At 69.5% G+C, this 22,952-nt stretch carries 20 protein-coding genes and 1 tRNA gene; 7 read left to right on the top strand and 14 right to left on the bottom strand.

Annotated elements, in window-relative coordinates; genetic code table 11:
* On the bottom strand, positions 1-367 hold a 367-nt coding region (locus V7Z54_RS02400; RefSeq protein WP_334134082.1), incomplete at its 3' end, for a DMT family transporter.
* 348 nt (positions 368-715) lie between these two features.
* Between V7Z54_RS02400 and V7Z54_RS02395 the strand changes: the two genes are divergently transcribed.
* The 3 genes from V7Z54_RS02395 (at position 716) to V7Z54_RS02385 (ending at position 4,847) form a co-directional block, all read left to right on the top strand.
* The gene (locus V7Z54_RS02395; RefSeq protein WP_334134080.1) at positions 716-2,128 is read left to right on the top strand and encodes a phosphomannomutase/phosphoglucomutase; all 1,413 of its coding nucleotides are present in this window, start codon (positions 716-718) and stop codon (positions 2,126-2,128) included.
* Positions 2,129-2,274: 146 nt separating this feature from the next.
* Positions 2,275-3,333: a glycosyltransferase family 4 protein gene (locus V7Z54_RS02390; protein ID WP_334134078.1), complete on the top strand. Its 1,059-nt coding sequence runs from the start codon at positions 2,275-2,277 to the stop codon at positions 3,331-3,333.
* Positions 3,334-3,380: 47 nt separating this feature from the next.
* Entirely contained in the window at positions 3,381-4,847 is a 1,467-nt protein-coding gene (locus tag V7Z54_RS02385) for a 3-deoxy-D-manno-octulosonic acid transferase (protein ID WP_334134076.1), read from the top strand.
* Positions 4,848-4,862: 15 nt separating this feature from the next.
* On the opposite strand, the gene V7Z54_RS02380 is transcribed toward V7Z54_RS02385, so the two are convergent.
* From V7Z54_RS02380 to V7Z54_RS02360, 5 genes are all read right to left on the bottom strand, one after another.
* Entirely contained in the window at positions 4,863-6,239 is a 1,377-nt protein-coding gene (locus V7Z54_RS02380; RefSeq protein ID WP_443082408.1) for a TolC family outer membrane protein, read from the bottom strand.
* A gap of 73 nt (positions 6,240-6,312) precedes the next feature.
* Positions 6,313-6,663, bottom strand: coding sequence for a rhodanese-like domain-containing protein (locus tag V7Z54_RS02375; protein WP_334134074.1), 351 nt, complete (start codon positions 6,661-6,663; stop codon positions 6,313-6,315).
* A 34-nt stretch (positions 6,664-6,697) separates the two neighbouring features.
* Complete coding sequence (locus tag V7Z54_RS02370; RefSeq protein WP_334134072.1) at positions 6,698-7,390, bottom strand: protein-L-isoaspartate O-methyltransferase family protein; 693 nt, start codon at positions 7,388-7,390, stop codon at positions 6,698-6,700.
* A 273-nt stretch (positions 7,391-7,663) separates the two neighbouring features.
* Positions 7,664-10,348 (bottom strand): DNA mismatch repair protein MutS, encoded by a 2,685-nt coding sequence (gene mutS / locus V7Z54_RS02365; RefSeq protein WP_443082407.1) that lies wholly within the window; start codon positions 10,346-10,348, stop codon positions 7,664-7,666.
* Positions 10,349-10,359: 11 nt separating this feature from the next.
* Positions 10,360-11,286 (bottom strand): inositol monophosphatase family protein, encoded by a 927-nt coding sequence (locus tag V7Z54_RS02360; protein ID WP_334134071.1) that lies wholly within the window; start codon positions 11,284-11,286, stop codon positions 10,360-10,362.
* A 127-nt stretch (positions 11,287-11,413) separates the two neighbouring features.
* Here V7Z54_RS02360 and V7Z54_RS02355 point away from each other — a divergent pair, with 127 nt between their 5' ends.
* Both V7Z54_RS02355 and cysE read left to right on the top strand, forming a co-directional pair.
* Positions 11,414-12,175, top strand: a complete 762-nt coding sequence (locus V7Z54_RS02355) for an RNA methyltransferase (protein WP_334134097.1) — start codon at positions 11,414-11,416, stop codon at positions 12,173-12,175.
* A gap of 52 nt (positions 12,176-12,227) precedes the next feature.
* Entirely contained in the window at positions 12,228-12,998 is a 771-nt protein-coding gene (cysE, locus tag V7Z54_RS02350; protein WP_334134070.1) for a serine O-acetyltransferase, read from the top strand.
* 65 nt (positions 12,999-13,063) lie between these two features.
* On the opposite strand, the gene mog is transcribed toward cysE, so the two are convergent.
* Both mog and yjgA read right to left on the bottom strand, forming a co-directional pair.
* The gene (gene mog, locus V7Z54_RS02345) at positions 13,064-13,672 is read right to left on the bottom strand and encodes a molybdopterin adenylyltransferase (RefSeq protein ID WP_334134069.1); all 609 of its coding nucleotides are present in this window, start codon (positions 13,670-13,672) and stop codon (positions 13,064-13,066) included.
* A 66-nt stretch (positions 13,673-13,738) separates the two neighbouring features.
* Entirely contained in the window at positions 13,739-14,383 is a 645-nt protein-coding gene (gene yjgA, locus V7Z54_RS02340; protein WP_334134068.1) for a ribosome biogenesis factor YjgA, read from the bottom strand.
* 22 nt (positions 14,384-14,405) lie between these two features.
* On the opposite strand from yjgA, the gene pmbA reads away from it, so the two are divergent.
* Positions 14,406-15,821: a metalloprotease PmbA gene (pmbA, locus tag V7Z54_RS02335; RefSeq protein WP_334134095.1), complete on the top strand. Its 1,416-nt coding sequence runs from the start codon at positions 14,406-14,408 to the stop codon at positions 15,819-15,821.
* A gap of 58 nt (positions 15,822-15,879) precedes the next feature.
* Positions 15,880-18,654: an aconitate hydratase AcnA gene (gene acnA, locus V7Z54_RS02330; protein ID WP_334134067.1), complete on the top strand. Its 2,775-nt coding sequence runs from the start codon at positions 15,880-15,882 to the stop codon at positions 18,652-18,654.
* A 50-nt stretch (positions 18,655-18,704) separates the two neighbouring features.
* On the opposite strand, the gene V7Z54_RS02325 is transcribed toward acnA, so the two are convergent.
* The 6 genes from V7Z54_RS02325 to V7Z54_RS02300 all read right to left on the bottom strand — a co-directional run bounded on the left by V7Z54_RS02325 (position 18,705) and on the right by V7Z54_RS02300 (position 22,729).
* Positions 18,705-18,781 (bottom strand) — tRNA-Pro (locus V7Z54_RS02325).
* A gap of 28 nt (positions 18,782-18,809) precedes the next feature.
* Complete coding sequence (locus tag V7Z54_RS02320) at positions 18,810-19,322, bottom strand: MerR family transcriptional regulator (protein WP_334134066.1); 513 nt, start codon at positions 19,320-19,322, stop codon at positions 18,810-18,812.
* 65 nt (positions 19,323-19,387) lie between these two features.
* Positions 19,388-20,095, bottom strand: coding sequence for a glutathione S-transferase family protein (locus tag V7Z54_RS02315; RefSeq protein WP_334134065.1), 708 nt, complete (start codon positions 20,093-20,095; stop codon positions 19,388-19,390).
* Positions 20,096-20,261: 166 nt separating this feature from the next.
* Complete coding sequence (gene tal, locus V7Z54_RS02310; protein ID WP_334134063.1) at positions 20,262-21,218, bottom strand: transaldolase; 957 nt, start codon at positions 21,216-21,218, stop codon at positions 20,262-20,264.
* Between the two features lie 161 nt (positions 21,219-21,379).
* On the bottom strand, positions 21,380-22,216 hold the full coding sequence (gene aroE, locus V7Z54_RS02305) for a shikimate dehydrogenase (RefSeq protein WP_334134061.1): 837 nt from the start codon (positions 22,214-22,216) through the stop codon (positions 21,380-21,382).
* A 138-nt stretch (positions 22,217-22,354) separates the two neighbouring features.
* Positions 22,355-22,729 carry a hypothetical protein gene (locus tag V7Z54_RS02300; protein WP_334134060.1) on the bottom strand — a complete coding sequence of 125 codons (375 nt, stop codon included), beginning with the start codon at positions 22,727-22,729 and terminating at the stop codon, positions 22,355-22,357.
* Between the last annotated feature and the right edge of the window lie 223 nt (positions 22,730-22,952).

The following is a 22,952-nucleotide window of genomic DNA, read 5'->3' as shown; positions in this document are numbered from 1 at the left end:
CCGCGCGCCAGCGCCCGGGGCGCTCGCCCAGCCACAGCCAGGCGACGACAGCGCCAAACAGCGGCACCGTGGCGTTGAGGATCGCCGTCAGCCCGGTGCTGATCGACAGCACCGCATAGGCGAACAGGCCGAACGGGATACCCGAGTTGAGCAGTCCCACGAACAGGATGCGGCCGGCGCGGGCGCGAAACGCCGCCCAGTGCCCGCTGAGCACGAGCAGCGGCAGCAGCACCGCGCTGGCCACGGCCACCCGCACGCCGGCGGTGGCCAGCGGGCCCAGCTCCAGCGCCGCCTGGCGCATGAACAGAAACGATGCGCCCCACAGGGACGCGAGAAAGACGAATTCCGCCACGAGTCGGGGGGACATGCCAGCGATCCAAAACCGAGGTCAAAAGACAACCCGACCACCACCGGTGGTGGGCGCCGGGGTCGGGCTCGTACGAGGGCGGTGGGCACCGGTGCCAGGACACCGGGCCCGCGAGCGGTTGGCACGCAAGGCGTGTGCCCCAGTGTCCGTACACCGCAGCGCCCCAGCCCACACGGTCGCCCATCGTGTCGCTGGTCTGCCGCCGAGGGGGGTTGGCCAGCGCGCCGCCGCAGACCGAAGCGTGGGGCCGGCGATGGGGCGAACAAGCACCCAGGCCGCCGATCATAGCCGCCTTCTACAATGCGGACTCGTCCGCTGTCACACACGTTACGCATCTGCGCCATTGCCATGCAAACGACTGTCGCTTCCCCGACCTTTGCCCCCCACGCGTTCAAGGCTTACGACATCCGCGGCGTGGTCCCCGATGTGATTGATGAGCGTTTTGCGTTTGCGCTGGGGGTGGCCTTTGGGCAGCGTGCGCGCGCCCTGGGCGAGGCGGTGGTGGCGGTGGGCCGCGACGGGCGCCTGAGCAGCCCCATGTTGGCGGCGGCGCTGATCGACGGGCTGGCCAGCGCCGGGGTGGACGTGCTGGATGTGGGCATGGTCACCACGCCCATGCTCTACTACGCCGCCGCCACCCATTGCCGCAGCGGCATCCAGGTCACCGGCAGCCACAACCCCAAACAGCACAACGGCTTCAAGATGGTGCTGGCGGGGCGGGCCATCTACGGTGACGAGATCCAGGCGCTGCGGCTGGCGATGGAGGCGACGCAGGGAGCGGCGGCCGCCCAGACCCAGCGGGGGCGGGTGCAGACCCTCGACATCCTGCCCGAGTACATCGCGCGCGTCGTGGGCGATGTGCGGCTGGCGCGACCGCTGAAGCTCGTCATCGACTGCGGCAACGGGGTCACCGGCGCCAGTGCCCCGGCGCTGTTTCGCGCCCTGGGCTGCGACGTTACCGTGCTGTATGGCGAGGTGGACGGCGAGTTTCCCCACCACCACCCCGACCCCTCCAAGCCCGAGAACCTGCGCGACCTCATCGCTGCACTGCAGCGCACCGGCGCCGACTTGGGCTTTGCGTTCGATGGCGACGGTGACCGCCTCGGTGTCGTCACCCCCAGCGGGCAGAATATTTTTCCCGACCGGCAGCTGATGCTGCTGGCCGCCGACGTGCTGACGCGCGTGCCCGGGGGCACCATCGTGTACGACGTCAAGTGCAGCCAGCGGCTGGCGCCGGCCATCCGCGCTGCCGGGGGCGTGCCGCTGATGTACCGAACCGGGCATTCGCTGGTCAAGGCCAAGATGCGTGAAGTGGGCGCGCCGCTGGGCGGCGAGATGAGCGGGCACCTGTTCTTTCAGGAGCGCTGGTACGGTTTTGACGACGGCAGCTACGCGGGAGCGCGCCTGTTGGAGATTCTGAGCCGCCACGACGACCCCGGCGCGGTGCTGGAGGCGTTGCCCAGCAGCTACGCAACGCCGGAACTCAATGTGGCGTGCGCCGAGGGGGAGCCGCACCGCGTGGTGGCCGAGTTGCAGCGCGTGGCCCGTTTCGACCCACCGGCCGAGGTCAGCACGGTGGATGGCCTGCGCGTGGACTGGCCCGATGGCTTTGGGCTGATCCGCGCCTCCAACACCACGCCGGTACTGGTGCTGCGCTTCGAGGGCCACACCCCCGAGGCGCTGGCGCGCATCGAAGCCGAGCTGCTGGCGCTGTTGCGCCGCGTCAAGCCCGACGCGGTTGTTGCGCAGGGAGGGCATTGATGGTCCGTGTGACGGTCCCCTCCGGACTGCAGGAGCGGCACGGCCCCGACGGCGGGACCTGGGCCGTCATGGCTTGCGCGCAGGGACGGAGCCCTCCCACGGGCCAGGCTGGAGACCATGCCGCTGCCGCGCAGGGGCGCTGTGGCGTGTTGCGGACCGATCCGGATCCGGAGGTCATCGTCTTTAATTTGAAGCGGCGCTACACTGGGGTATCGGCTACGGTCAACGCGCTGGTGCCCGTCCAGGCCCGCCAGTGGCGCCTGGCCTACTGCGGCACGCCACTGCCGCATGGCATGCCGGGCCTGACGCTGCGCGAGGCCATCGCGCTGTCGCGCCGCGCGCCCGCCGGGCGGCCATTTCGCATCTGGCATGTGCGCCGTGACCACGAAATGGCCGCCGGTATCTGGGCGCGCGACGTGCTTCGGTTGCCGATTCGGCTGGTGTTTACGTCGGCGGCGCAGCATCGGCACGGCTGGTTTCCGCGCTGGCTGATCAGTCGCATGGACGCGGTGATCGCCACCACGCCCAAGGCGGCCAGCTTCGTGCCCAACACCACCGCCATCGTGCCGCACGGCATCGACCTGCAGCGCTTTGAGCCGCCGCCGGACAAGCGCCATGCTTGGGCCGACAGCGGGCTGCCGGGGCGCTGGGGGGTGGGGGTGTTCGGCCGCGTGCGTCCGGACAAGGGTACTGACGTTTTTGTCGAAGCGATGATCGCCGCGCTGCCGCATCTGCCAGACGTGACGGCGGTGATTGCCGGGCTGGCGCAGCCGCAGCACCAGGCCTATCAGCGCGCGCTGCAGGCGCGCATCGACGCCGCGGGCCTGAGCGAGCGCATCCGCTTTTTGGGCGAGGTGCCGGCGGCCGAGGTGCACCGCTGGTACCAGCGCTGCCTGGTTTGTGTGGCCTGCCCGCGCTACGAGCCGTTCGGCCTGACGCCGTTTGAGGCCGCAGCGGCCGGTTGTGCGGTGATTTGTTCACGCACGGGGGCGTTCGAGCAGCTGGTGCAACCGGGCATCAACGGCGAACTGGTGGATGCCGGGGACGCTGCCGCCCTGGCGCAGGCGCTGCAGCGCGTGCTGGCCGACCCCGAAGCCGCGCTGCGCATGGGGCAGGCGGCGCGCGCGCGTGTTGCTGCTCACTTTTCGCTGCAGCAAGAAGCCGACGGCATCGGTGCGGTGTACGAGCGGCTTTGGGCGTCGTGACCGCTGTGGCTACCCCCTGCTCCGCGGCCCTGCGGGGGCCTGAGCGAATGGCGCTGGCGGGGTACGGCGCGTTGACCACCGCACTGCAGCCGCTGCTGCGCCTGAAGCTGGCGCGCCGGGGTGCTCAGGAACCGGGCTATCGGGAGGCGGTTGAAGAACGCTTTGGCCGCTATTGCAGCCCACCGTCATCGGACTGGCTGTGGGTGCACGCCGTCTCGCTAGGCGAGACCCGCGCCGCTGCCCTGTGGGTGAATCGACTGCGCGAGCGTCGGCCCGACATCCGCATTCTCTGGACGCATGGCACCGCGACCGGCCGCGCCGAAGGGCAACGCCACCTGCGCCCGGGCGACGCGCAGGTGTGGCTGCCCTGGGACGCGCCGGGGCCGGTGGCGCGCTTTCTGGCGCACTTCAGGCCGCGCGTGGGCGTGCTGATGGAAACTGAAGTCTGGCCGGTGCTCACCGACGCCTGCGCGCGCGCTGGGGTACCGCTGTTGCTGGTCAATGCGCGGCTGCATGTGCGCTCGGCGCAGCGCGCGCAGCGGCTGGCCTGGCTGGCGCGTCCGGCCTACCGGCGTCTGGCCGGCGTGTGGGCGCAGACCGTTGCCGATGCCGAGCGCCTGCGTGCGCTGGGCGCGCCGGTGGAGCCGCCCGCTGGGGGCGTGATCGGCAACGTCAAGTTCGACGTGCCGTGGCATCCACCGCCCTGGGCGCTGGGGCAGGCGTGGCGCGTGGCGTGGCGTGCCCGCACCGCGTCGGCCTGCAGCCCGAAAGGGCGCCCGATCTTGATGCTGGCCAGCAGCCGCGACGGCGAAGAACTGGCCTGGAGCGCCGCGTGGCGGCGCTGGCGGGTCAGCGATGCGTCGGCCGCCAACTGCCGGGTACCAGATCCGCTGCCCTCAGCCCAAGCTCGGACTGGCGGCGGTGAGGCTGCATTCGTCGTGCAGGCGGGCCCAGCGCCGGTGCGTCCCCTGTGGCTGGTGGTGCCCCGTCATCCGCAGCGCTTCGACGCCGTCGAAGCGGCGCTGCGGCAGCAGGGGTGGCGCGTGGTGCGGCGCTCGGCGCTGGGCGCGTTGCACGCACCGGCGCACTGGCCCGAGCCGTATGCACAGGCGGATGTGCTGCTGGGCGACAGTGTGGGCGAGATGCCCTGGTATTATGGACTGGCCGACGCCGCATTGTTAGGCGGCAGCTTCGGTCCCTATGGTGGCCAAAATTTGATCGAGGCCGCAGCGTGCGACTGCCCTGTGGTGGTGGGGCCGCATACCTTCAATTTCGCGTTCGCGGCCGAAGCGGCGATCGAAGCCGGGGCCGCCCGGCGCGCACACGACATCGAAGCTGGCGTGGCGCACGCCATGCAGTGGCTGGCCGATCCGCCGGCGCTGGCAGCAGCCCGGCAGGCGTGCGCCGCGCTGCTGGCCGCCCATGGCGGCGCTGCCCAGCGCTGTGCCGAGGCGGTGCTGCGGGTGTGGGCCGAGCGGGAACCGGCACCGGGCCACAGCCTGTCGCCGGACTGAACGCCTCCGCCCGTCTTAGCGCGGCTGCAGCAGCGCGTTGATCGGCTGCACGTCCTCGTTCGTCAGCACACCAGCGGCCTGTCGCAGACGCAGGTTGCCCACCAGCACGTCGTAGCGCGCCTTGGCCAGTTGTGCCTTGGTCTGGAACAGCTGGCTTTGCGCGTTGAGCACGTCGATGTTGATGCGTACCCCCACTTGGTAGCCGAGCTGGTTGGCCTCCAGCGCACTCTGGCTGGAGGCTTCGGCCGCTTCCAGCGCCCGCACTTGGCCCAAGCCCGATTGCACCCCCAGATACGCCGCCCGCGTGGCCTGCGCAACCTGGCGCAGCGCACCTTCAACGTCATTGCGGGCCTTGTCTTCCAGCGCCACCGCCTCCTTGATGCGGTTATCCAGTGCGCCACCGGTGTACAGTGGCAGATTGAACTGCACGCCGATACTGGCCACCTGGTTGCGCACGTAAGGGAACGGTGGCTGCTGGCCGGGCGCTCGCGCCCACTGCAGCTGCGCCACCGCATCCAGCGTCGGCCCTTTGGCGGCCTGTGCCTTGCGCACCTCCAGCCGTGCGATGTCGAGCGCCGCCTGCGCGCCGCGCACGGCGGGGTGTTGTTGCAGCGCGCGCTGTACCCAGGTGTCGAGAGCTTCGCTGGCCGGGGAGGGCAACGCAGCGGCGGCTTTGAGTGGCCAGGGATCGGTGCCGCTGCGGCCGACCAGCTGGTCCAGCGCGAGGCGCTTGACGCGCAGATCGTTTTCGGCGGCGATCTCTTGCGCCAGCACGAGGTCGAAGCGCGCCTGCGCCTCGCGCGTGTCGGTGATGGTGGCGGTGCCGACCTCGAAGTTGCGCTTGGCCGCCGCCAGCTGCTGCTCGACAGCGGCTTTCTGTGCGCGCACGAAGGTCAGCGTGTCCTGCGCCGTCAGCACGTCGAAATAGGCCTGTGCGACGCGCACGATCAGGTCCTGCTCGGCGGCGTCGAGTTGTGCCTGCGCCGCTTGCAGCGAGCGCTCGGCCTGTTCCACCTCGAGCGAGTTGCCGGGCCGGTACAGCGGGTGGCTGGCGCCCAGACGTACGGTCTGGTTGTTGAAGGTATCGTCGAGCACGTTGACCGAGCTGTCGCGGCGGTTGAGGAACGCCTCGGCCGACAGGCCTACCGTGGGCAGCACGCGCGCGCGCGCCTGTTCGGCGCGGGCACGGCTGGCGTCGAACTGGGCCTTGGCCGCCAGCCAGCTGGCGTCATAGGCACGGGCCGCTTCCAGCAGCGTCTGCAGGCTTTGTGCCTGGGCCGCGCCGGTCTGCAGCATCCACACGCTCGCGGCCAGGGCGGCAGCGCGTACGGCGCGCGGCCACAAGCGTGGCCACAGGTGGACTGTTGAAGAGGAATAAGCGGAACGCTTCATCATCCGTTACCCTGTTTTGATACCTGCGGGAGTATATTGCGATCCGCGCTGGCGTGCACGCCCGTGTCCCCGCTCAGTACTGTGGCACACTGGGATCGAGCTCCATCGCCCACGCGTGAATGCCGCCGGCGATGTTGACGACGTTGTCATAACCCTGACGCTGCAGGTAGTACGCCACCTGGGCACTGCGTCCACCGTGATGGCACAGACAGGCGATGGGGCGCTCGCGCGGCAGTTCGGACAGCCGCATCGGCAGGGTTGCCATGGGCACGTGGCGCAGCTCGAAGCCGTCGGGGCGGATGCTGGCGGTTTGTACCTCCCAGGGCTCGCGCACGTCCAGCACGATTGGTTCAGCCTCGGGATGGTCGGCGCGGCACTGCCGCAGCCATGCGGCCAGCTGCGCGGGGCGGATGTGATTCACCATACGAAGGGGCGCTGGGCGGCAAGTGCGGAGCGCTTCAGAAACGGAAGCCGCTCGGTTGCGGGAAATTGCGCAGGCGCGGAATCACGGTGTCCCACGGCTGCTCGCTGTGGTAGCCGGCTTCACTGCCGCGGATGACCAGCGTGGCGCGCATGATGGGGTCGTCGCCGACCACGGCGAACAACCGACCGCCAACGCGCAGCAGCTCCAGCAGGTCACCGGGGATCTCGGCCACTGAGCCTCCCAGCACGATCACGTCGTACGGGGCTTCGGAGGCGCAGGAGGCGAAGCGCCCGGCCGCCGCGTCCGCCGTCTTCACCTGCACGTTGTCGATGCCGGCACGCGCCAGATTGCGGCGCGCCATGTCCGCCAGCTGGGGGTTGATCTCGAGCGACAGCACCTGCCGCCCCAGGCGCGCCAGCAGCGCCGCCAGGTAGCCGGAACCCGTGCCAATGTGCAGGATGTTGTCGCCGGGCCGGATGGCGAGGTCCTGCACGATGCGAGCCTCCACTTTCGGCGCCAGCATCGATTCGCCCTCTACCGCCGGCTGCGACAGCGGAATCTCGAGGTCCGACAGGGCCAGCGCTCGGTAGGCCTCGGGCACAAAATCCTCGCGCCGCAGTTCATTCAGCAGCGCCAGCACACGGGCGTCGAGCACCTCCCACGGCCGAATCTGCTGCTCGATCATGTTAAAGCGCGCCTTGTCGAAGTCGAATGCCGTCGCGGTCATCGTCTATACACTCCGGGGAGTATGGTGACTGATTTCATCGTGCATTCTATCAGCCGGTCGTTGCCGCAAGGTCAAGCGCAGCGGCGGCCGATATGGGCGGCGGCGTGGGCGCAGCACCGTCGGACGCGGGCCGTGTGTCTGCGCAGGCGGCCCTGAAGGACGGGGCATCTGGGCACCCGCCCGCGCAGGGTGGGGTCTGTGCGGCGGCGGATGACCACGGCGCCTGCTGCATGCCTGTGCGCGCGAGTGGGCTCTGTGCGACGGCGGCAGCCATCATGCGCCCGGGCGCAGCAGGGCCTGCAGGCGGTATAGCGCCTCCAGCGCCTCGCGCGGGCTCAGGGTGTCGGGGTCGAGTTCGGCCAGCGCCTGCAGCGCGGGATGCGGGGTGGATGGATCGGTGGGTTCGGGTGCAGGCGGCGCGGCGTCGAATAGGTCGAACTGGCGCTGCAGGCGCGCGCTTTCGGCCTCTAGCTGGGCCAGCGTGTGGCGCGCCTGCTGCACCACCGCAGCGGGCACCCCGGCCAAGCGCGCCACCTGCACGCCGTAGCTGCGGCTGGCGGGGCCGGGCTCGATCTGGTGCAGAAAAACGATGTCGCGTCCCTTGCCTTCGACGGCACTGACGTGGACGTTGACCGCACCCGGGTGGCGGGTGGGGAACTCGGTCAGCTCGAAGTAGTGGGTGGCAAACAGCGTGAAGGCGCGCACGCGGTCGTGCAGGTGGGTGGCGATGGCGGCGGCCAGTGCCAGTCCGTCGAAGGTGGAGGTGCCACGGCCAATCTCATCCATCAGCACCAGGCTGTGCTCGCTGGCGTGGTGCAGGATTTGCGCCGCCTCGGTCATCTCCAGCATGAAGGTCGACTGTGCGTTGGCCAGATCGTCGGCGGCGCCGATGCGGGTGTGGATGGCGTCGATGGGCCCCAGGCGGCAGCTGGCCGCGGGCACGTAGCTGCCCATGCTGGCCAGCAGCACGATCAGTGCCACCTGCCGCATGTAGGTCGATTTACCGCCCATGTTGGGGCCGGTGATGATTTGCATGCGGGTGCGGGCATCCAGCACCGTGTCGTTCGGGATGAAGGGGCCGGCGCCCGTTTCCTGCAAGCGTGCCTCCACCACCGGGTGGCGGCCCTGCCGGATCTCGATGCGCGGCTCGGGCACGAACTGCGGCGCGCACCACTGCAGGGTCAACGAGCGCTCGGCCAGCGCGACGAGCACGTCCAGCGTGGCCAGCGCTCGCGCCAGGGTACCCAGCGCCGGCACAAATGGCTGCAAATCGTCCAAGAGGCGTTCATAGAGCCACTTTTCACGCGCCAGCGCACGCTCCTGGGCGCTCAACGCCTTGTCTTCAAAGGCTTTGAGCTCGGGGGTGATGAAGCGCTCGGCGTTCTTCAGCGTCTGGCGGCGTCGGTAGTCGTCGGGCACCTTGTCCAGCTGGCCCTGCGTGACCTCGATGTAGAAGCCGTGCACCTTGTTGTACTGCACGCGCAGGTTGGCGATACCGGTGCGCGCGCGCTCGCGCGCTTCCAGCTCGAGCAAAAAGCCGTCCGCGTTGGCCTGGATGGCGCGCAGTTCGTCGAGTTCGGCGTCGTAGCCGTCGTTGATGACGCCGCCGTCGCGGATCAGCGCCGCCGGCTCGGGCAGCAGGGCGCGCGTGAGCTGCTCGGCCACCGCCAGCGGTGGGCGCAGCGACTCGGCCAGCTGGGTCATCAGTTCGCTGTCGCCGCCGCTGGCCAGCTCAGCCACTGTTTGTGCCAAGGCGTCGCAGCGCTGCAGGGTCTGGGCCAGACCGCTGAGTTCGCGCGGGCGCACCTGCCGCAACGCGATGCGCGCCGTCAGCCGCTCCACGTCGGTGAGGCCGCGCAGGCGCTGTCGCAGCGGCTCTACGCCCTGGTCGCGCAACACGGCCAGCGCGGCCAAGCGCTGGCGCGCGACGCGGCGGTCGCGGGGCGGCTCCAGCAGCCAGCGTCGCAGCAAGCGGCTGCCCATGCTGGTGGCGCAGGTATCCAGCAGCGACAGCAGGGTAGGAGCGGGCTCGCCGCGCAGCGTCTGTGTCAGTTCCAGGTTGCGGCGTGTGGTGGCGGGCAGCTCGATGTTCTCCTGCGGCCGCACCACGCGCAGTGCGCGCACGTGGCCCAGGCGGGCGCCCTGGGTGTGCTCGGCGTAGTCGAGCAGCGCGGCCGCGGCGGCCTGGGCTGCAGCCAGCGCCTGGGCGTCCCATGCCGCCAGGCTGGCTGTCTGCAACTGCTCGCACAGCTTGCGCTGACCCAGCGTGGCGTCGAACACCCAGGCTGGGCGCACGGTCAGCGCCGCTGATGTGCCAAGGCTGGTCGGGGCCAGCCCCTCGCGCAGCTCGGCCTCAGCCGCCGACGGCAGGTCGGCGCTGTACAGGACTTCGCGCGGGGCGATGCGCTGCAGCCAGCCACGTAACTGTGGCCAGTCGCACTCGGCCAGGTGTACCGTGCCTTCGGTGATGGCGCACCACGCCAGGCCGCAGTGTCGGTGCGCCCCGACGTGCAGGGCCAGCAGCACCGCGTCGTGCTTGTCGGCCAGCAGTTCCGCGTCGGTGAGGGTGCCGGGGGTGACGATGCGCACCACTTGCCGCTCCACCGGCCCCTTGGCGTTGGCTACGTCGCCGAGCTGCTCGCAGATCGCCACCGATTTGCCCAGCCGGATCAAGCGCGCCAAATAGGTTTGCACGGCGTGCACAGGAACGCCCGCCATCACCACCGGTGCGCCGGCCGACTGTCCGCGCGTGGTCAGCGTGATGTCCAGCAGCCGCGCGGCCTTGTGGGCATCGTCGTAGAACAGCTCGTAGAAGTCCCCCATGCGGAAAAACAGCAGCGTGGTGGGGTACTGCGCCTTGATGCGCAGCCACTGCTGGATCATGGGGGTGTGGGCCGTCAGTGGGGCAGCGGGCGCGCCGGTACCGGGTGGCACCCCCGCGTCATCAGCGCTCGTCATGGCAACGCCATTCACCAGGGGGCGTCGGCTGCGCCCGGGGCGTCGCCGCTGGCGTCCTTGCCGTTGCGGTTCGCGCCAGGCGCATCCCCGGCCGCTTCCCTGTCGGATGTACCGTCGTGGCGTTGCGCGGCAAACCGGCTGTACTTGCCCAGCATACCCACCAGTTGACCGTAGATGCGCGGGTTGGCGGCCAGGCACTCGCGTTGCTCCAGAAAGTCGGCCTCGCCAGTGAAATTGCCAATCAGCCCGCCGGCTTCGGTGACCAGCAGCGCCCCTGCCGCCACGTCCCAGGGGCTGAGGCCCATCTCGAAAAAGCCGTCGCTGAAGCCCGCTGCGACGTAGGCGAGGTCGAGCGCCGCCGAACCGGGCCGGCGCACGCCCGCCACGCGCGGCATGACCTCACCCAGCATCTGCAGGTAGGTCTGGAAAGCGTCGCCGGGGCGGAACGGAAAGCCGGTACTCAGCAGGCAGTCGCGCAGCTGGGTGCGCCGGGCCACGCGGATGCGCCGCTCGTTCAGGTAGGCCCCACGGCCCTTGCTGGCCGTAAACAGGTCGTTGCGGGTCGGATCGTAGATTACCGCCTGCTCCAGCCGCCCGTCCACCATCAGCGCGATGCTGACGCAGTACACCGGAAAACCGTGGATGAAGTTGGTGGTGCCATCCAACGGATCGATGATCCAGGTGTACGCACGCCCCTTGCCTTTACCCTCGCGCCGCCCGGATTCCTCGGCCCAGATACCGTGCTCAGGGTAGGCGGCCAGCAGCGTGTCGATGATGGTGGTCTCGGCGGCGTGGTCGACTTCGGTGACGAAGTCGTTGAGCTGCTTGGCCGCGACCCGCACGGTGTCCAGATCGAGCGAGGCGCGGTTGATGAGCGCACCAGCGGCGCGGGCGGCCTTGACGGCCACGTTGAGCATGGGGTGAAGGTGGGCGGTCATGGGTTGTGGGCAAGAGCGGCAAAGGGCCGCGCGATGGCGGCGACAATACGCCATTCTACCGATGCCCGCCATGTCGTTCGATGCCGCGTGTCCACCCTCCGCCACCGTTGCCAACTTGCCGACAACGGTGCCGACCCGCTTCGTCCTGATCGAGCCCAGCCATGCCGGCAATGTGGGGGCGGTGGCGCGGGCGCTGAAGGTGATGGGTTTCGATGACTGGGCGCTGGTGCGCCCGCGCTGGCCCGACGTGCTGCAGCGCCCGCAAGCGCTGGAGCGCGCCAGCGGCGCGGTGGATGTGCTGCAGCGCGCGCGCATCGTGGCGACGCTGGAGGAGGCGCTGCAGGGCATGAGCCATCTGTGTGCCACCGCGATGATGCCGCGCGATTTTGGCCCGCCGACGGCGGCGCCGCGTCCCTACCTGGAGGCGCTGGCGCCGCGCGTCCGTGTTCAGCCGGGCGGGGGGGTGGCGTTCCTGTTCGGGCCGGAGCGCTACGGCATGGCCAACGACGACGTCTACCGCTGCCATGTGTGCCTGCGCATTCCTACCGCACCAGCGTATGGGTCGCTGAATCTGGCGGCAGCGGTGCAGCTCATTGCCTACGAGTGGCGGCAGGCGCTGGGAGGGTTCGACGACGCCGCGACTGTCGCCCTGCCAGCCCGCCGCGGGCCGGCCGACCCGCTGGCGGACGCGCCTGCCGTGTCGGGGCTGCTGGCGCATTGGGAGCAGGCGCTGCAGGCGATCGGGTTTCTGAACCCGGCGGCCCCAAAAAAGCTGATGCCGCGCCTGCGCCGACTGCTGCTGCGCGCCGCGCCCACCACGTCTGAAGTCCACATTCTGCGCGGGGTGGCGCGCGCCGTCATCGACGCCGCGCAGGGGCGCAGGCGCTAGACTCAGACGGTTTTCGCCACTGCCGTCTACCGATTGCCGTCTACCGATCACCGTGCTGCGCCGCCTCATCGCCGATATCGACGCCATTTTGGAGCGTGATCCTGCTGCCCGTTCGCGCTGGGAGGTGCTGACCTGTTACCCGGGTCTGCACGCCATCGTGCTGCACCGGCTGGCGCATGCGTGCTGGCGCGCGGGCCTGAAGTGGCTGGGGCGCTGGATCTCACTCTGGAATCGCTGGCTCACCGGCATCGAGATCCACCCGGGCGCGCGCATCGGCGAGCGCGTCTTCATCGACCACGGCATGGGGGTGGTCATCGGCGAGACCGCCGAGGTCGGCGACGACTGCACCATCTACCACGGCGTCACGTTGGGGGGCACTTCGCTGTACAAGGGGGCCAAGCGGCACCCGACGCTGGGCCGCGGGGTCATCGTGGGGGCGGGAGCCAAGGTGCTGGGAGGCTTCACCGTCGGCGACGGCGCCAAGATCGGCAGCAACGCGGTGGTGACCAAGCCCGTGCCGGCCGGTGCCACCGCGGTGGGCAACCCGGCGCGCATCATCGTGGCCGACGCCGACGAAAAGCGCGAGGCGGCGGCCGCACGCATGGGGTTTTCCGCCTACGGCGTGACGCAGAACGACGACCCACTCAGCCAGGCGCTGCGCGGGCTGATCGACAACGCGGCAGCGCACGAGCACCAGATCGCGCTGCTGTGGCAGGCCATCGAGAAGCTGGCCGGTGCACAACGCTCCGACTGCGTGCCGACTGAAGCCGCAAAAACCGAACATTTTGAAGCGGATCGGCTCAACCAGCTGGTGGGCAAGTGAGGTCGGTCCCCGCCTAGCAGACGCGGTTGCGGCCGGGCGGCACGGCCTCCCGCGTCCGTCGCTTCTCAGGGGCGCGGTGGACGCTGGGCCGATTTCGGCCGGAACGCCGCACAGACCGTCTCATCCGTCTCCAGGTACGGCCCCCCGATGAGGTCGATGCAGTACGGCACCGCGGCGAAGATACCATGAACCAATGGGCGACCGTCGGCGTCTTTCAGGCCTTCCAGCGTTTCGGCAATCGACTTGGGCTGGCCCGGCAGGTTGATGATGAGGCTGCAGCCGCGGATCACCGCCACCTGCCGCGACAGGATGGCGGTGGGCACGAAGCGCAGGCTGATCTGGCGCATCTGCTCGCCAAAGCCGGGCATCTCGCGGTCGGCCACGGCCAGCGTCGCCTCGGGCGTGACGTCGCGCGGCGCCGGGCCGGTGCCGCCGGTGGTCAGCACCAAAGAACAGCCGCAGTGGTCCACCAGCTCGATGAGCGTGGCGCTGATGCGCTCGCGTTCATCCGGAATCAAGCGCTCAACGAAGGTGATCGGGTTTTTGAGCGCACGGCTGAGCCACTGGCGCAGCGCAGGCAGTCCTTGGTCTTCATACACCCCGCTGCTGGCACGGTCGCTGATGGAGACGATGCCGATGGTGGCGGGGTCGAACGGGGTCGGTGTTGTCGTCATGTCGCTTATGGAATGCAGGCGGAGGTGGCGTGGCAGGGTAGCGGGGGCGTTGCCGGGTGCTGCCGCTTACGCCTCAGGGCCAGGGCCGGGGGATGCCGAGGCGCGCGCATCGAGCGCGGCGCGCACATGCAGGAACAACTCGCGGTAGGCGCGGCCTTGGCGCGGGGCTTGGCCCGGGGCGGTGTTGGCGCGCGCTTCGGCGTCGCGGCGCGCCTGGCGGATGAGGGCGCGCAGGCGCTGCCAATCGGCCTGGGGTTCCACGTCCCGCCAAGCGTCCAGGGCGGCGTCGTCGGCAATCAGTCGCTCGCGCCAGCGTTCGGCCTCGTGCAGGCGTTGCGTCTCGGCTGCGCTGCCCTGGTGCTGTTCGGCCAGCGCCGCCTCGATGGCCGCCACCTGCGCCTCGTCCAACCGGCGCATCAGCTTGCCCACATACTGCAGCTGGCGCCGCCGCCCCTCGAAGTCGTCGATGCGCCGCGCCTCGGCCACGGCCTGCAGCAGCGCATCGGGCAGCTCCAGCCGCTGCAGCAGTGACGCCTTCAACGTCAGCAACTGCTCGCCCACCGTCTGCAGGTGGGCGCTGCGTTTTTTCAGGTCGGTCTTGCTGAACTCCGCGTCCCATTTGGCGGCACGCCTGAGTTCGGCGTCCTCTTCGCTGCCATAAGCCACGAAGTGGCCGCGAACGTAGTACCCCTTGGCAGGTTTGCGTGGCATGACCGCTATCATAGCCAGCCACATGAGTACCCGACGCCCCCCCTCCCGCCGTGCGCGTGCGGCAGCCCCTGACGGCTTTCAGTTCACGCGCGAGCAGTTTCAGGAACTGGCCGACATCGCTTTGCAGCACGCCCGCGGGTTGGGCGTAGCTGATGCGGTGGTCGAAGTGTCCGAGGGCGCTGGACTGAACGTCTCGGTGCGTTGTGGCGCTCTGGAAAACGTCGAGCGCAACCGCGACAAGTCGCTGGCCATCACCGTGTTTCTGGGGCAGCGCCGTGGCCATGCGTCCACGTCCGATTTCACACCGCAGGCCATCCGCCGCACGGTGCAGGCAGCCTACGACATTGCGCGGCATACCGCCGAGGACCCCGCCGCCGGCCTGCCCGACGAAGTGGACGTGGCCAACAGCTATCCCGACCTGGAGCTGTTTCACCCCTGGCCGATCACGCCCGAGGCGGCGATGGAGCTGGCGCTGCGCTGCGAGGCGGCGGCGTTTGCGGTCAGCCCCCGCATCACCAACAGCGAAGGCGCTGCCGTCAGCGCCCAGCAATCGCACTTCTGGGCCGAGCACATGCGCGGCGGCGAACGCGGCCGGCAGGGCATCTTCGCCGGCGGCTACGCCAGCTCGCGCCACAGCCTGTCGGTGTCGCCCATCGCGGGCAAGGGCGACGCCATGCAGCGCGACTACTGGTACAGCAGCCAGCGCAATCCGGCCGATCTGGCCTCACCGGAAGCGGTGGGCCGCTATGCCGCCGAGCGGGCGCTGGCGCGCCTGAAGCCACGCAAGATCGCCACCACCGAGTGTCCGGTGCTGTTCGAGGCGCCGCTGGCCGCGGGACTGCTGGGTGCGTTCGTGCAGGCGGTCAGCGGCGGTGCCCTGTACCGGCGCACCACCTTTTTACCTGACAGCCTGGGCCGGCAAGTGTTTGCCGACCACATCGACATCGTGGAAGATCCGCACATCCTGGGGGCCAAGGGCAGCGCGCCGTTCGACGACGAAGGCGTGCGCACGGTGGCGCGTGCGGTGGTCAGTGGCGGCTGCGTCAAGGGGTATTTTTTGAGCACCTACTCGGCGCGCAAGCTGGGGTTGCGCACCACCGGCAACGCCGGCGGCTCGCACAACTTGCTGATGACCAGCCGCCACACGCAGCCCGACGACGACCTGTCGGCGATGCTGCGCAAGCTCGGACGCGGCCTGTTCGTCACCGAGCTGATGGGGCAGGGCGTCAATCCGGTCACGGGCGACTACTCGCGCGGCGCCGCCGGTTTCTGGGTCGAAGACGGGGTCATTGCGTATCCCGTGCAGGAAATCACCATTGCGGGTAACCTGAAGGAGATGTTCCGCGGCATCGTGACCATCGGCGCCGACGCCTACACCCTGGGGGCCAAGACCGTGGGCTCGGTGTTGATCGACCACATGACCGTGGCGGGCAGCTGAGCGCGGCGTGGTGTTGCGCCTGCCGCCGCGCACCGCAACGCTGCAGGAGACTGAGCCCATGACGCACACGCACCCCTACGCCCATGTGGCCACCGATCTGTCCCTGCCCGGGGGACGACGGGCCCGTGTGTGGTCGTTGCCCGCGCTGGCGCTTGAGTTGGGATTCGAGCGCCTTGCGCGCCTGCCGGTGTCGCTGCGCATCGTGTTGGAGGCGCTGGTGCGCCACTGCGACGGCCAGCGGGTCGAGCCGCGGCACGTGCAGGCGTTGGCCCAGTGGCAGCCCAACGCGCCGCGCAGCGAAGAAATCCCGTTTGTGGTGGCGCGCGTGGTGCTGCAGGACTTCACTGGTGTGCCGCTGCTGTGCGACTTGGCGGCGATGCGCAGCACCGCCGCCGCGCTGGGCCGCAACCCCGGGGTGATCGAGCCGCTGGTGCCGGTGGATCTGGTGGTCGATCACTCGGTGCAGGTGGACACCTTCGGCAGCCCGCTGGCGCTGCAGCGCAACATGGCGCTGGAGTTCCAGCGCAACCGCGAGCGCTACCAGTTCATGAAGTGGGGCATGCAGGCGTTTGAGACCTTTCGCGTGGTGCCACCGGGCAGTGGCATCGTGCACCAGGTCAACCTGGAGCACCTGTTCCGGGGGGTGCGCAGCCGCACCCTGGCCGATGGCACGCTGGAGCTGTTTCCCGACACGCTGGTCGGCACCGACAGCCACACCACGATGATCAATGGTGTGGGTGTCGTCGGCTGGGGCGTGGGTGGGATCGAGGCCGAAGCGGCCATGCTGGGGCAGCCGGTGTATGTGCTGACGCCAGACGTGGTGGGCGTGGAGCTGACCGGGCGACTGCCCGAGGGGGTGACGGCTACCGATCTGGTACTGACCATCACTGAGCTGCTGCGCCGCGCCGGGGTGGTGGGCAAGTTCGTCGAGTTCTTTGGCGACGGGGCGGCGACCCTGTCGGTGCCCGATCGCGCGACGCTGGCCAACATGGCACCCGAATACGGCGCGACGATGGGTTTTTTTCCCGTTGATGAGCAGACGGTGCGCTATCTGCAGCGCACCGGCCGCACAGCCGACGAAGTGACCGCCTTTGAGGCGTATTTCCGCGCCCAGGGCCTGTTTGGCGTGCCGCGCGCGGGCGACATCGACTACAGCCAGGTGCTGCGGCTGGATCTGTCCACCGTCGAGCCCTCTGTGGCGGGACCGAAACGGCCGCAGGACCGCATCGCGCTGGCGCAGCTCAAGGCCACCTTTGGTGCGCTGCTGGGCACGCCAGTAGCCAACAACGGGTTTGGGATTCCCAAAGAGGCCCACGCCAAGCGGGTGCCGGTGTCGATCGACCTGGGCGCGGCCGGCCGCCTGGACGCGAGTGGACGGCCGCTGGCGCAGCGGCATGCCACCACCGTGGGGCACGGCGACGTGCTCATTGCCGCCATCACCTCCTGCACCAACACCAGCAACCCGGCGGTGCTGGTGGCCGCGGGCCTGCTGGCGCAAAAGGCGGTGGCGCGCGGCCTGCGGGTGGCGCCGCATATCAAGACGTCGCTGGCGCCGGGCTCGCGCGTCGTCGCCGAATACCTGCAGCGCGCGGGGCTGCTGCAGCCGCTGGCCGAACTGGGCTTTGCGGTGGCGGGCTACGGCTGCACCACCTGTATCGGCAACGCGGGCGATCTGGCCGCCGAGCTCAACGAGGCCATCCAGCGCGAGGGCCTGGTGGTGGCGGCGGTGTTGTCGGGCAACCGCAATTTCGAGGCGCGCATTCACCCCAGCGTGCGCGCCAACTTCCTGGCCTCGCCGCCGCTGGTGGTGGCATTTGCGCTGGCCGGGCGCGTCACCATCGACTTCGCGCGCGAGCCCCTTGGCATCGACGCCACAGGCCAGCCGGTGTACCTGAAAGACCTGTGGCCCAGCAGCGACGAGATCCACGCTGCGCTGCCGTATGCGCTCGATCCGGCCACTTTCGAGCGCATCTACCGCGACGTGGGCGCCGACAACGCGCTGTGGCAGCAGGTGCCCAGCGCCGAAGGGCAGGTGTACGACTGGCCTGACTCCACTTACATCGCAAGGCCGCCGTTTTTCGATGCCTTTGCGCTGACGCCTGCGCCGCAGCCGCCTATCGTCGGCGCCAAGGCGCTGTTGCTGCTGGGCGATTCGGTTACCACCGACCACATCTCGCCCGCAGGGGCCATCGCCGCGCAGTCCCCGGCAGGACAGTGGCTGCTGGCGCACGGGGTGCCGAAGGCCGACTTCAACAGCTACGGCGCGCGGCGCGGGCACCATGAGGTCATGATCCGCGGCACGTTCGCCAACGTGCGGCTGAAAAATTTGATGATTCCGCCGCGCCCTGACGGCAGCCGGGTCGAAGGTGGCCTCACGCTGGTGGATGGCGAGCGGATGAGCGTGTTCGACGCTGCCCAGCACTATCAGCAGCGCGGTGTGCCGACGCTGGTGTTTGCGGGCGAGGAGTACGGCACCGGCAGCTCGCGCGACTGGGCCGCCAAGGGCACAGCGTTGCTGGGTGTGCGCGCCGTGGTGGCGCGCAGCTTCGAGCGCATCCACCGCGCCAACCTGGTGGGCATGGGCGTGCTGCCGCTGCAGTTCATGGGTGAGGACTCCTGGCAGCGCCTGGGCATCGATGGCAGCGAAACCTTCGCCATCGAGGGGGTGCAGGCGCTGCAGCCGCAGCAGACGTTGATGCTGGTGATTGAGCGCGCCAGCGGCGTCGTCGACCGGGTGCCCGTTCTGAGTCGGATCGACACCCCGATCGAGGCGGAGTACTACCGCCACGGCGGCATCCTGCCGTTCGTGCTGCGGCAGATCTTGGCCGGATGAGGCCAGCAAAAAGGGCTTGCACGATCGCTCGTGCAAGCCCGTGGGGAAAATGGTCGGCGTGGCGGGATTCGAACTCGCGACCCCTTGCACCCCATGCAAGTGCGCTACCAGGCTGCGCTACACGCCGAGAGCTCGAATTATAAGGGGGTTTTCTGTCAGGTGCCCGGGCGCAGCGGCGGCTCCAGCAGCGCACGGATGGCCCGCAGCTCGGCCAGTACCGCGGCGCGGTCCAGCCCGGTGTGGCCGCGCCCGCCGGTGTCGGGCGTCACGGTGGGACTTTCCGCCAGAACGATCTGGCCGACGGCGGTGTCACCACTGGGGTGAGTGGGTCGGCCGTCGCCGTCGTCATCTGCGTCGGCCGGCCCCGACGTGGGCGCACTGTCGTGGCGCAGCTGGCGGTCCTGCTGCACCCATTCGGCCAGGCGGTTGCGCGCGCCATGAATGGTGAAGCCCTGCTCGTACAGCAGTTCGCGGATGCGCCGGATCATCAGCACCTCGTGATGCTGGTAGTAGCGGCGGTTGCCGCGCCGCTTCATCGGGCGCAGCTGGGTAAATTCCTGTTCCCAATAGCGCAGCACGTGCGGCTTGACACCGCACAGCTCGCTGACTTCGCCGATGGTGAAGTAGCGTTTGGGCGGGATGGGGGGCAGAGTCTCGGATCCGGACATGGGCATCAGTCGCAGGCGCTGCGATCAAAGCCGACACTGTAGCGCAGACCGGCGCGCCGCTGCCGTCACGACAGATTCATGATTTCAGGCCCCCCTTTGGCAAGCGCGCGCTGATAGGCCGCTCGCGCGCGATAGCGCTGGCGCCAAGCCTGCGTGGCGGGGTAGCGCGCCGGCAGCGCCGCACCGCCCAGTGCAAACACCGCTTCGATGGCAAAGCTCATCTGGATGTCAGCCAAGGCCAGCTGCGCTCCGGTCAGCCACGGGCGGCCATCGGCCAGCGTACGCTCAATCCAGTTCAGCGCGCCGTCGATATTGGGCTGGATGAAGCGCTGCATGACCTGTTGGCTGATGGCGCGCGCAATGGGGCGCGCAAAGAAAGGCATGCGCTGCCGGGGGATGCTGACGAAGACCAGCTGCATCACCACCCAGTTCATCAGCGATCCTTCGGCAAAGTGCAGCCAGAAGCGGTTGTCGCGGTGCGCGGCGCTGCCAGGCGCTGGCAGCAGCGCGGCCAGTTCGCCGTCGGACGGCGGGGGAAAGGTCTGCACCAGGTACTCTAGGATGGCACCTGATTCGGCCACCGTGATGTCGCCGTGGGTGATGACGGGCGACTTGCCCAGCGGATGAACGGCCTTGAGCTCCGGCGGTGCCAGTCGGGTGCGCGGGTCGCGCCGGTAGGTGCGCAGCTCGTACGGCACCCCCAGTTCCTCGAGCAGCCACAGCACGCGCTGCGAGCGGGAGTGTTCCAGATGATGCACAACCAGCGTTGACATGGGCATGCTCCTGAGGGGGTTACGTGACGAGTGCTGCGCCCGGGCAAGCGTCCAGGATGGCAGAACGACGGGGGTGTGTGTCCCATGCCTGCAGCGCTGCCTGTGCGGTGCACAAAGTGGCGGCCCGGTGGGCGACAGCGGCAGGCAAGGGGCGGGCGCATGCGCATCAGCGCCCTTGCAGCAGGGCATCGAGCCGGTGCGCATCGGCGCAGAACAGGCGGATGCCTTCGGCCAGCTTTTCGGTGGCCATGGCGTCTTCGTTGAGCGCGTGGCGAAACGCTGCTTCGTCGCCGCTGCGGTAGTGCTGTTCGGGTAGGTCGGCGCGGGCGGCGGCGTCTAGGGTCAGCCGCGGCGGTGCGTCCCCTGGCGTGGCTGCCAGCTGGCCCAGCAGTTCCGGGCTGATGGTCAGCAGGTCGCAGCCACTCAGCGCCAGAATCTGCCCCGTATTGCGAAAACTCGCCCCCATCACCTCGGTGGCGATGCCGTGGCGTTTGTAGTAGGTCCAGATGCGGGTGACGGACTGCACGCCCGGGTCGTTGGGGCCGGCCATCGCGGCCTCGTCCCACTGCGTCCCGGCGCGCGCCTTGTGCCAGTCGTAGATGCGGCCGACGAACGGCGAGATCAGGCGCACACCGGCGTCAGCGCAAGCCACCGCCTGGCAGAAGGCAAACAGCAGCGTCAGGTTGGTGTGGATGCCCTCGCGCTCGAGCAGCTCGGCAGCGCGAATGCCTTCCCACGTGGCGGCGATCTTGATCAGCACACGCGCGCGCGGCACGCCCTCGGCTTCGTACAGGGCAATGAGGCGGCGTGCGCGCGCTACCGTGGCCGCGGTGTCGAAGCTCAGCCGCGCGTCCACCTCGGTGGAGACGCGCCCGGGCACGATGCGCAGAATCTCGCAGCCAAAACGCACCAGCAGCCGGTCCACCAGCTCGTCCAGCGGGCGGCCGCGGTGGCGCGCCAGCACGTCATCGAGCAGCGGCGCGTAGTCGGCTTTGAGCACCGATTTCAGGATCAGCGAGGGGTTGGTGGTGGCGTCGCGCGGCTGATACTGCGCCATCTGCAAAAAATCGCCGGTGTCGGCAACGACGATGGTGTGACGTTTGAGCGCTTCGAGTTGGTTCATCGTGTGTGACAGAGACGACTGAAGAGGTGACGCCCCGCACGGGCGCGGACAGCAGGCTCCCCGCGCGCCGGGGAAGCCCGATGCCACTGCGGGCCGGGTAGCGGACCGTTCGGTATGCGGCGTCTGGGCACGATGACGGGCATGGGGCCGGGGGCGGAAGGTTAGCGCAGCGGCGTGCGCAGGTGCGCAATCACCGTGTCGGTGGCCGGACGCATGCCGCGCCACCAGGCGAACGAGTCGGCCGCCTGCTCGACCAGCATGCCCAGGCCATCGGCCAGCCGGGCGACGCCGGCCTCACGCGCCTGGCGCAGAAACGGCGTCAGGCCTTTGCCGTACACCATATCGTACGCCAGCCCATCGGGTGCGAAGACCGAGCGGGGCAGCGGCAGCGCCTGCGCGTCCAGACTGGCGGCGGTGGCGTTGATCACGAGGTCGAAGGCGCCAGCGGCGGGCAGATCGGACAGGGCGGCGCCAGCCAGTTCCGGCCCACCCAGGCCCAGCGCCTGAAAGTCGCGCACCAGCGCGTGCGCCTTGTCGGCGCTGCGGTTGGCCACCAGCAGCACCGCCGGGCGCGCCTGCAGCAGCGGCTGCAGCACGCCGCGCGCGGCGCCTCCCGCGCCCAGCAGCAGTACCCGGCACCCGGCCAGCGACAGTCCCAAGTTGTGGGTCAGGTCGCGCAGCAGCCCCACGCCGTCGAAGTTCTCGGCGCGGCAGCGCCCGTCGGCATCGAAGGCCAGCGCATTGGCCGCCCCGGCAGCGCGCGCTCGCTCGCTGACCTCATCGGCGTAGGCGCAGGCCTGCAGCTTGAACGGCACGGTGACGTTGACGCCCCGGCCGCCTTGCGCGCGGAAGTGGTCGACGGTGGCGGCAAAGCCGTCCAGCGGGGCTTCGATGGCCGTGTAGGTGACGGGCTGCCCGGTAGACTGGGCAAACAGCGCGTGGATGCGGGGTGACAGACTGTGGCCGACGGGGTGGCCGATGACGGCGTATCGATCCATGGCTGCCATTGTCGCCGATGCCCGGTCCGGGTGTTGCCCATCACCCAGGCAATGCCGTACGGTGGGCTGGCGATGGACAGCTAGGCCTTGGGTGATGCCGCCGCGCCGTTGACGCGCTGTCGGCCCGGCTGGCCTGCGCTACGAGACCCACCGCGTCGTGTCGTCGTCCTGCGGGGGCAGATCGTCGTGGACGAGCGCCTCGCGCAGCGCCAGCAGATCCATCAGCGCGTCAAGCGGAAATCCGCGCCATCCGCCGCGCTGGTCGTGCGACAGCGCATCAAACTGCGCACGCACCGCATCGGGGTCGTGGCGCACGGCCCCCAGCGCATTGGCGATGCGCGGGCACTGCATGACCAAGGCCTGCGGATAGCGCAGACCGGGGGCAGCGCGTATCCACGCCTCGCTGTTGGGCAGAAGGGTTGCACGTCCGCTTTGATGGGGCCCCATCATCGGCGTCAGGCGGTCGGCACGCAACCAGCTCGGGCCGCTGCCGGCTCGGGTCGAGGCAGGCATTAACACCGGTGTGCGCGGCTGCTGTTGGCCCGCTACCGGCCCGGTAGCCAACCCTGACGACCGGGTCACTTGGCACAGCGACGAGACGATGACACTGGTGGAGCCGGGGCGGCACTGCAACGTGGTGCTGCTCACCGTTGGCGCCGTGGCGCCGGACCTGATGCCACTGCCTAGGGTGCCGCCGCGGGATGCGACCGGTCGCTTCGGCTTGGAGACACGGGCC

Origin of the sequence: Tepidimonas sp., from assembly GCF_036824975.1 — a bacterium.
In the GTDB taxonomy this organism is placed as follows: Bacteria; Pseudomonadota; Gammaproteobacteria; order Burkholderiales; family Burkholderiaceae_C; genus Tepidimonas.
The sequence above is the reverse complement of the archived record's forward strand: the minus strand, read 5'-3'. Positions and strand labels throughout refer to the sequence as shown.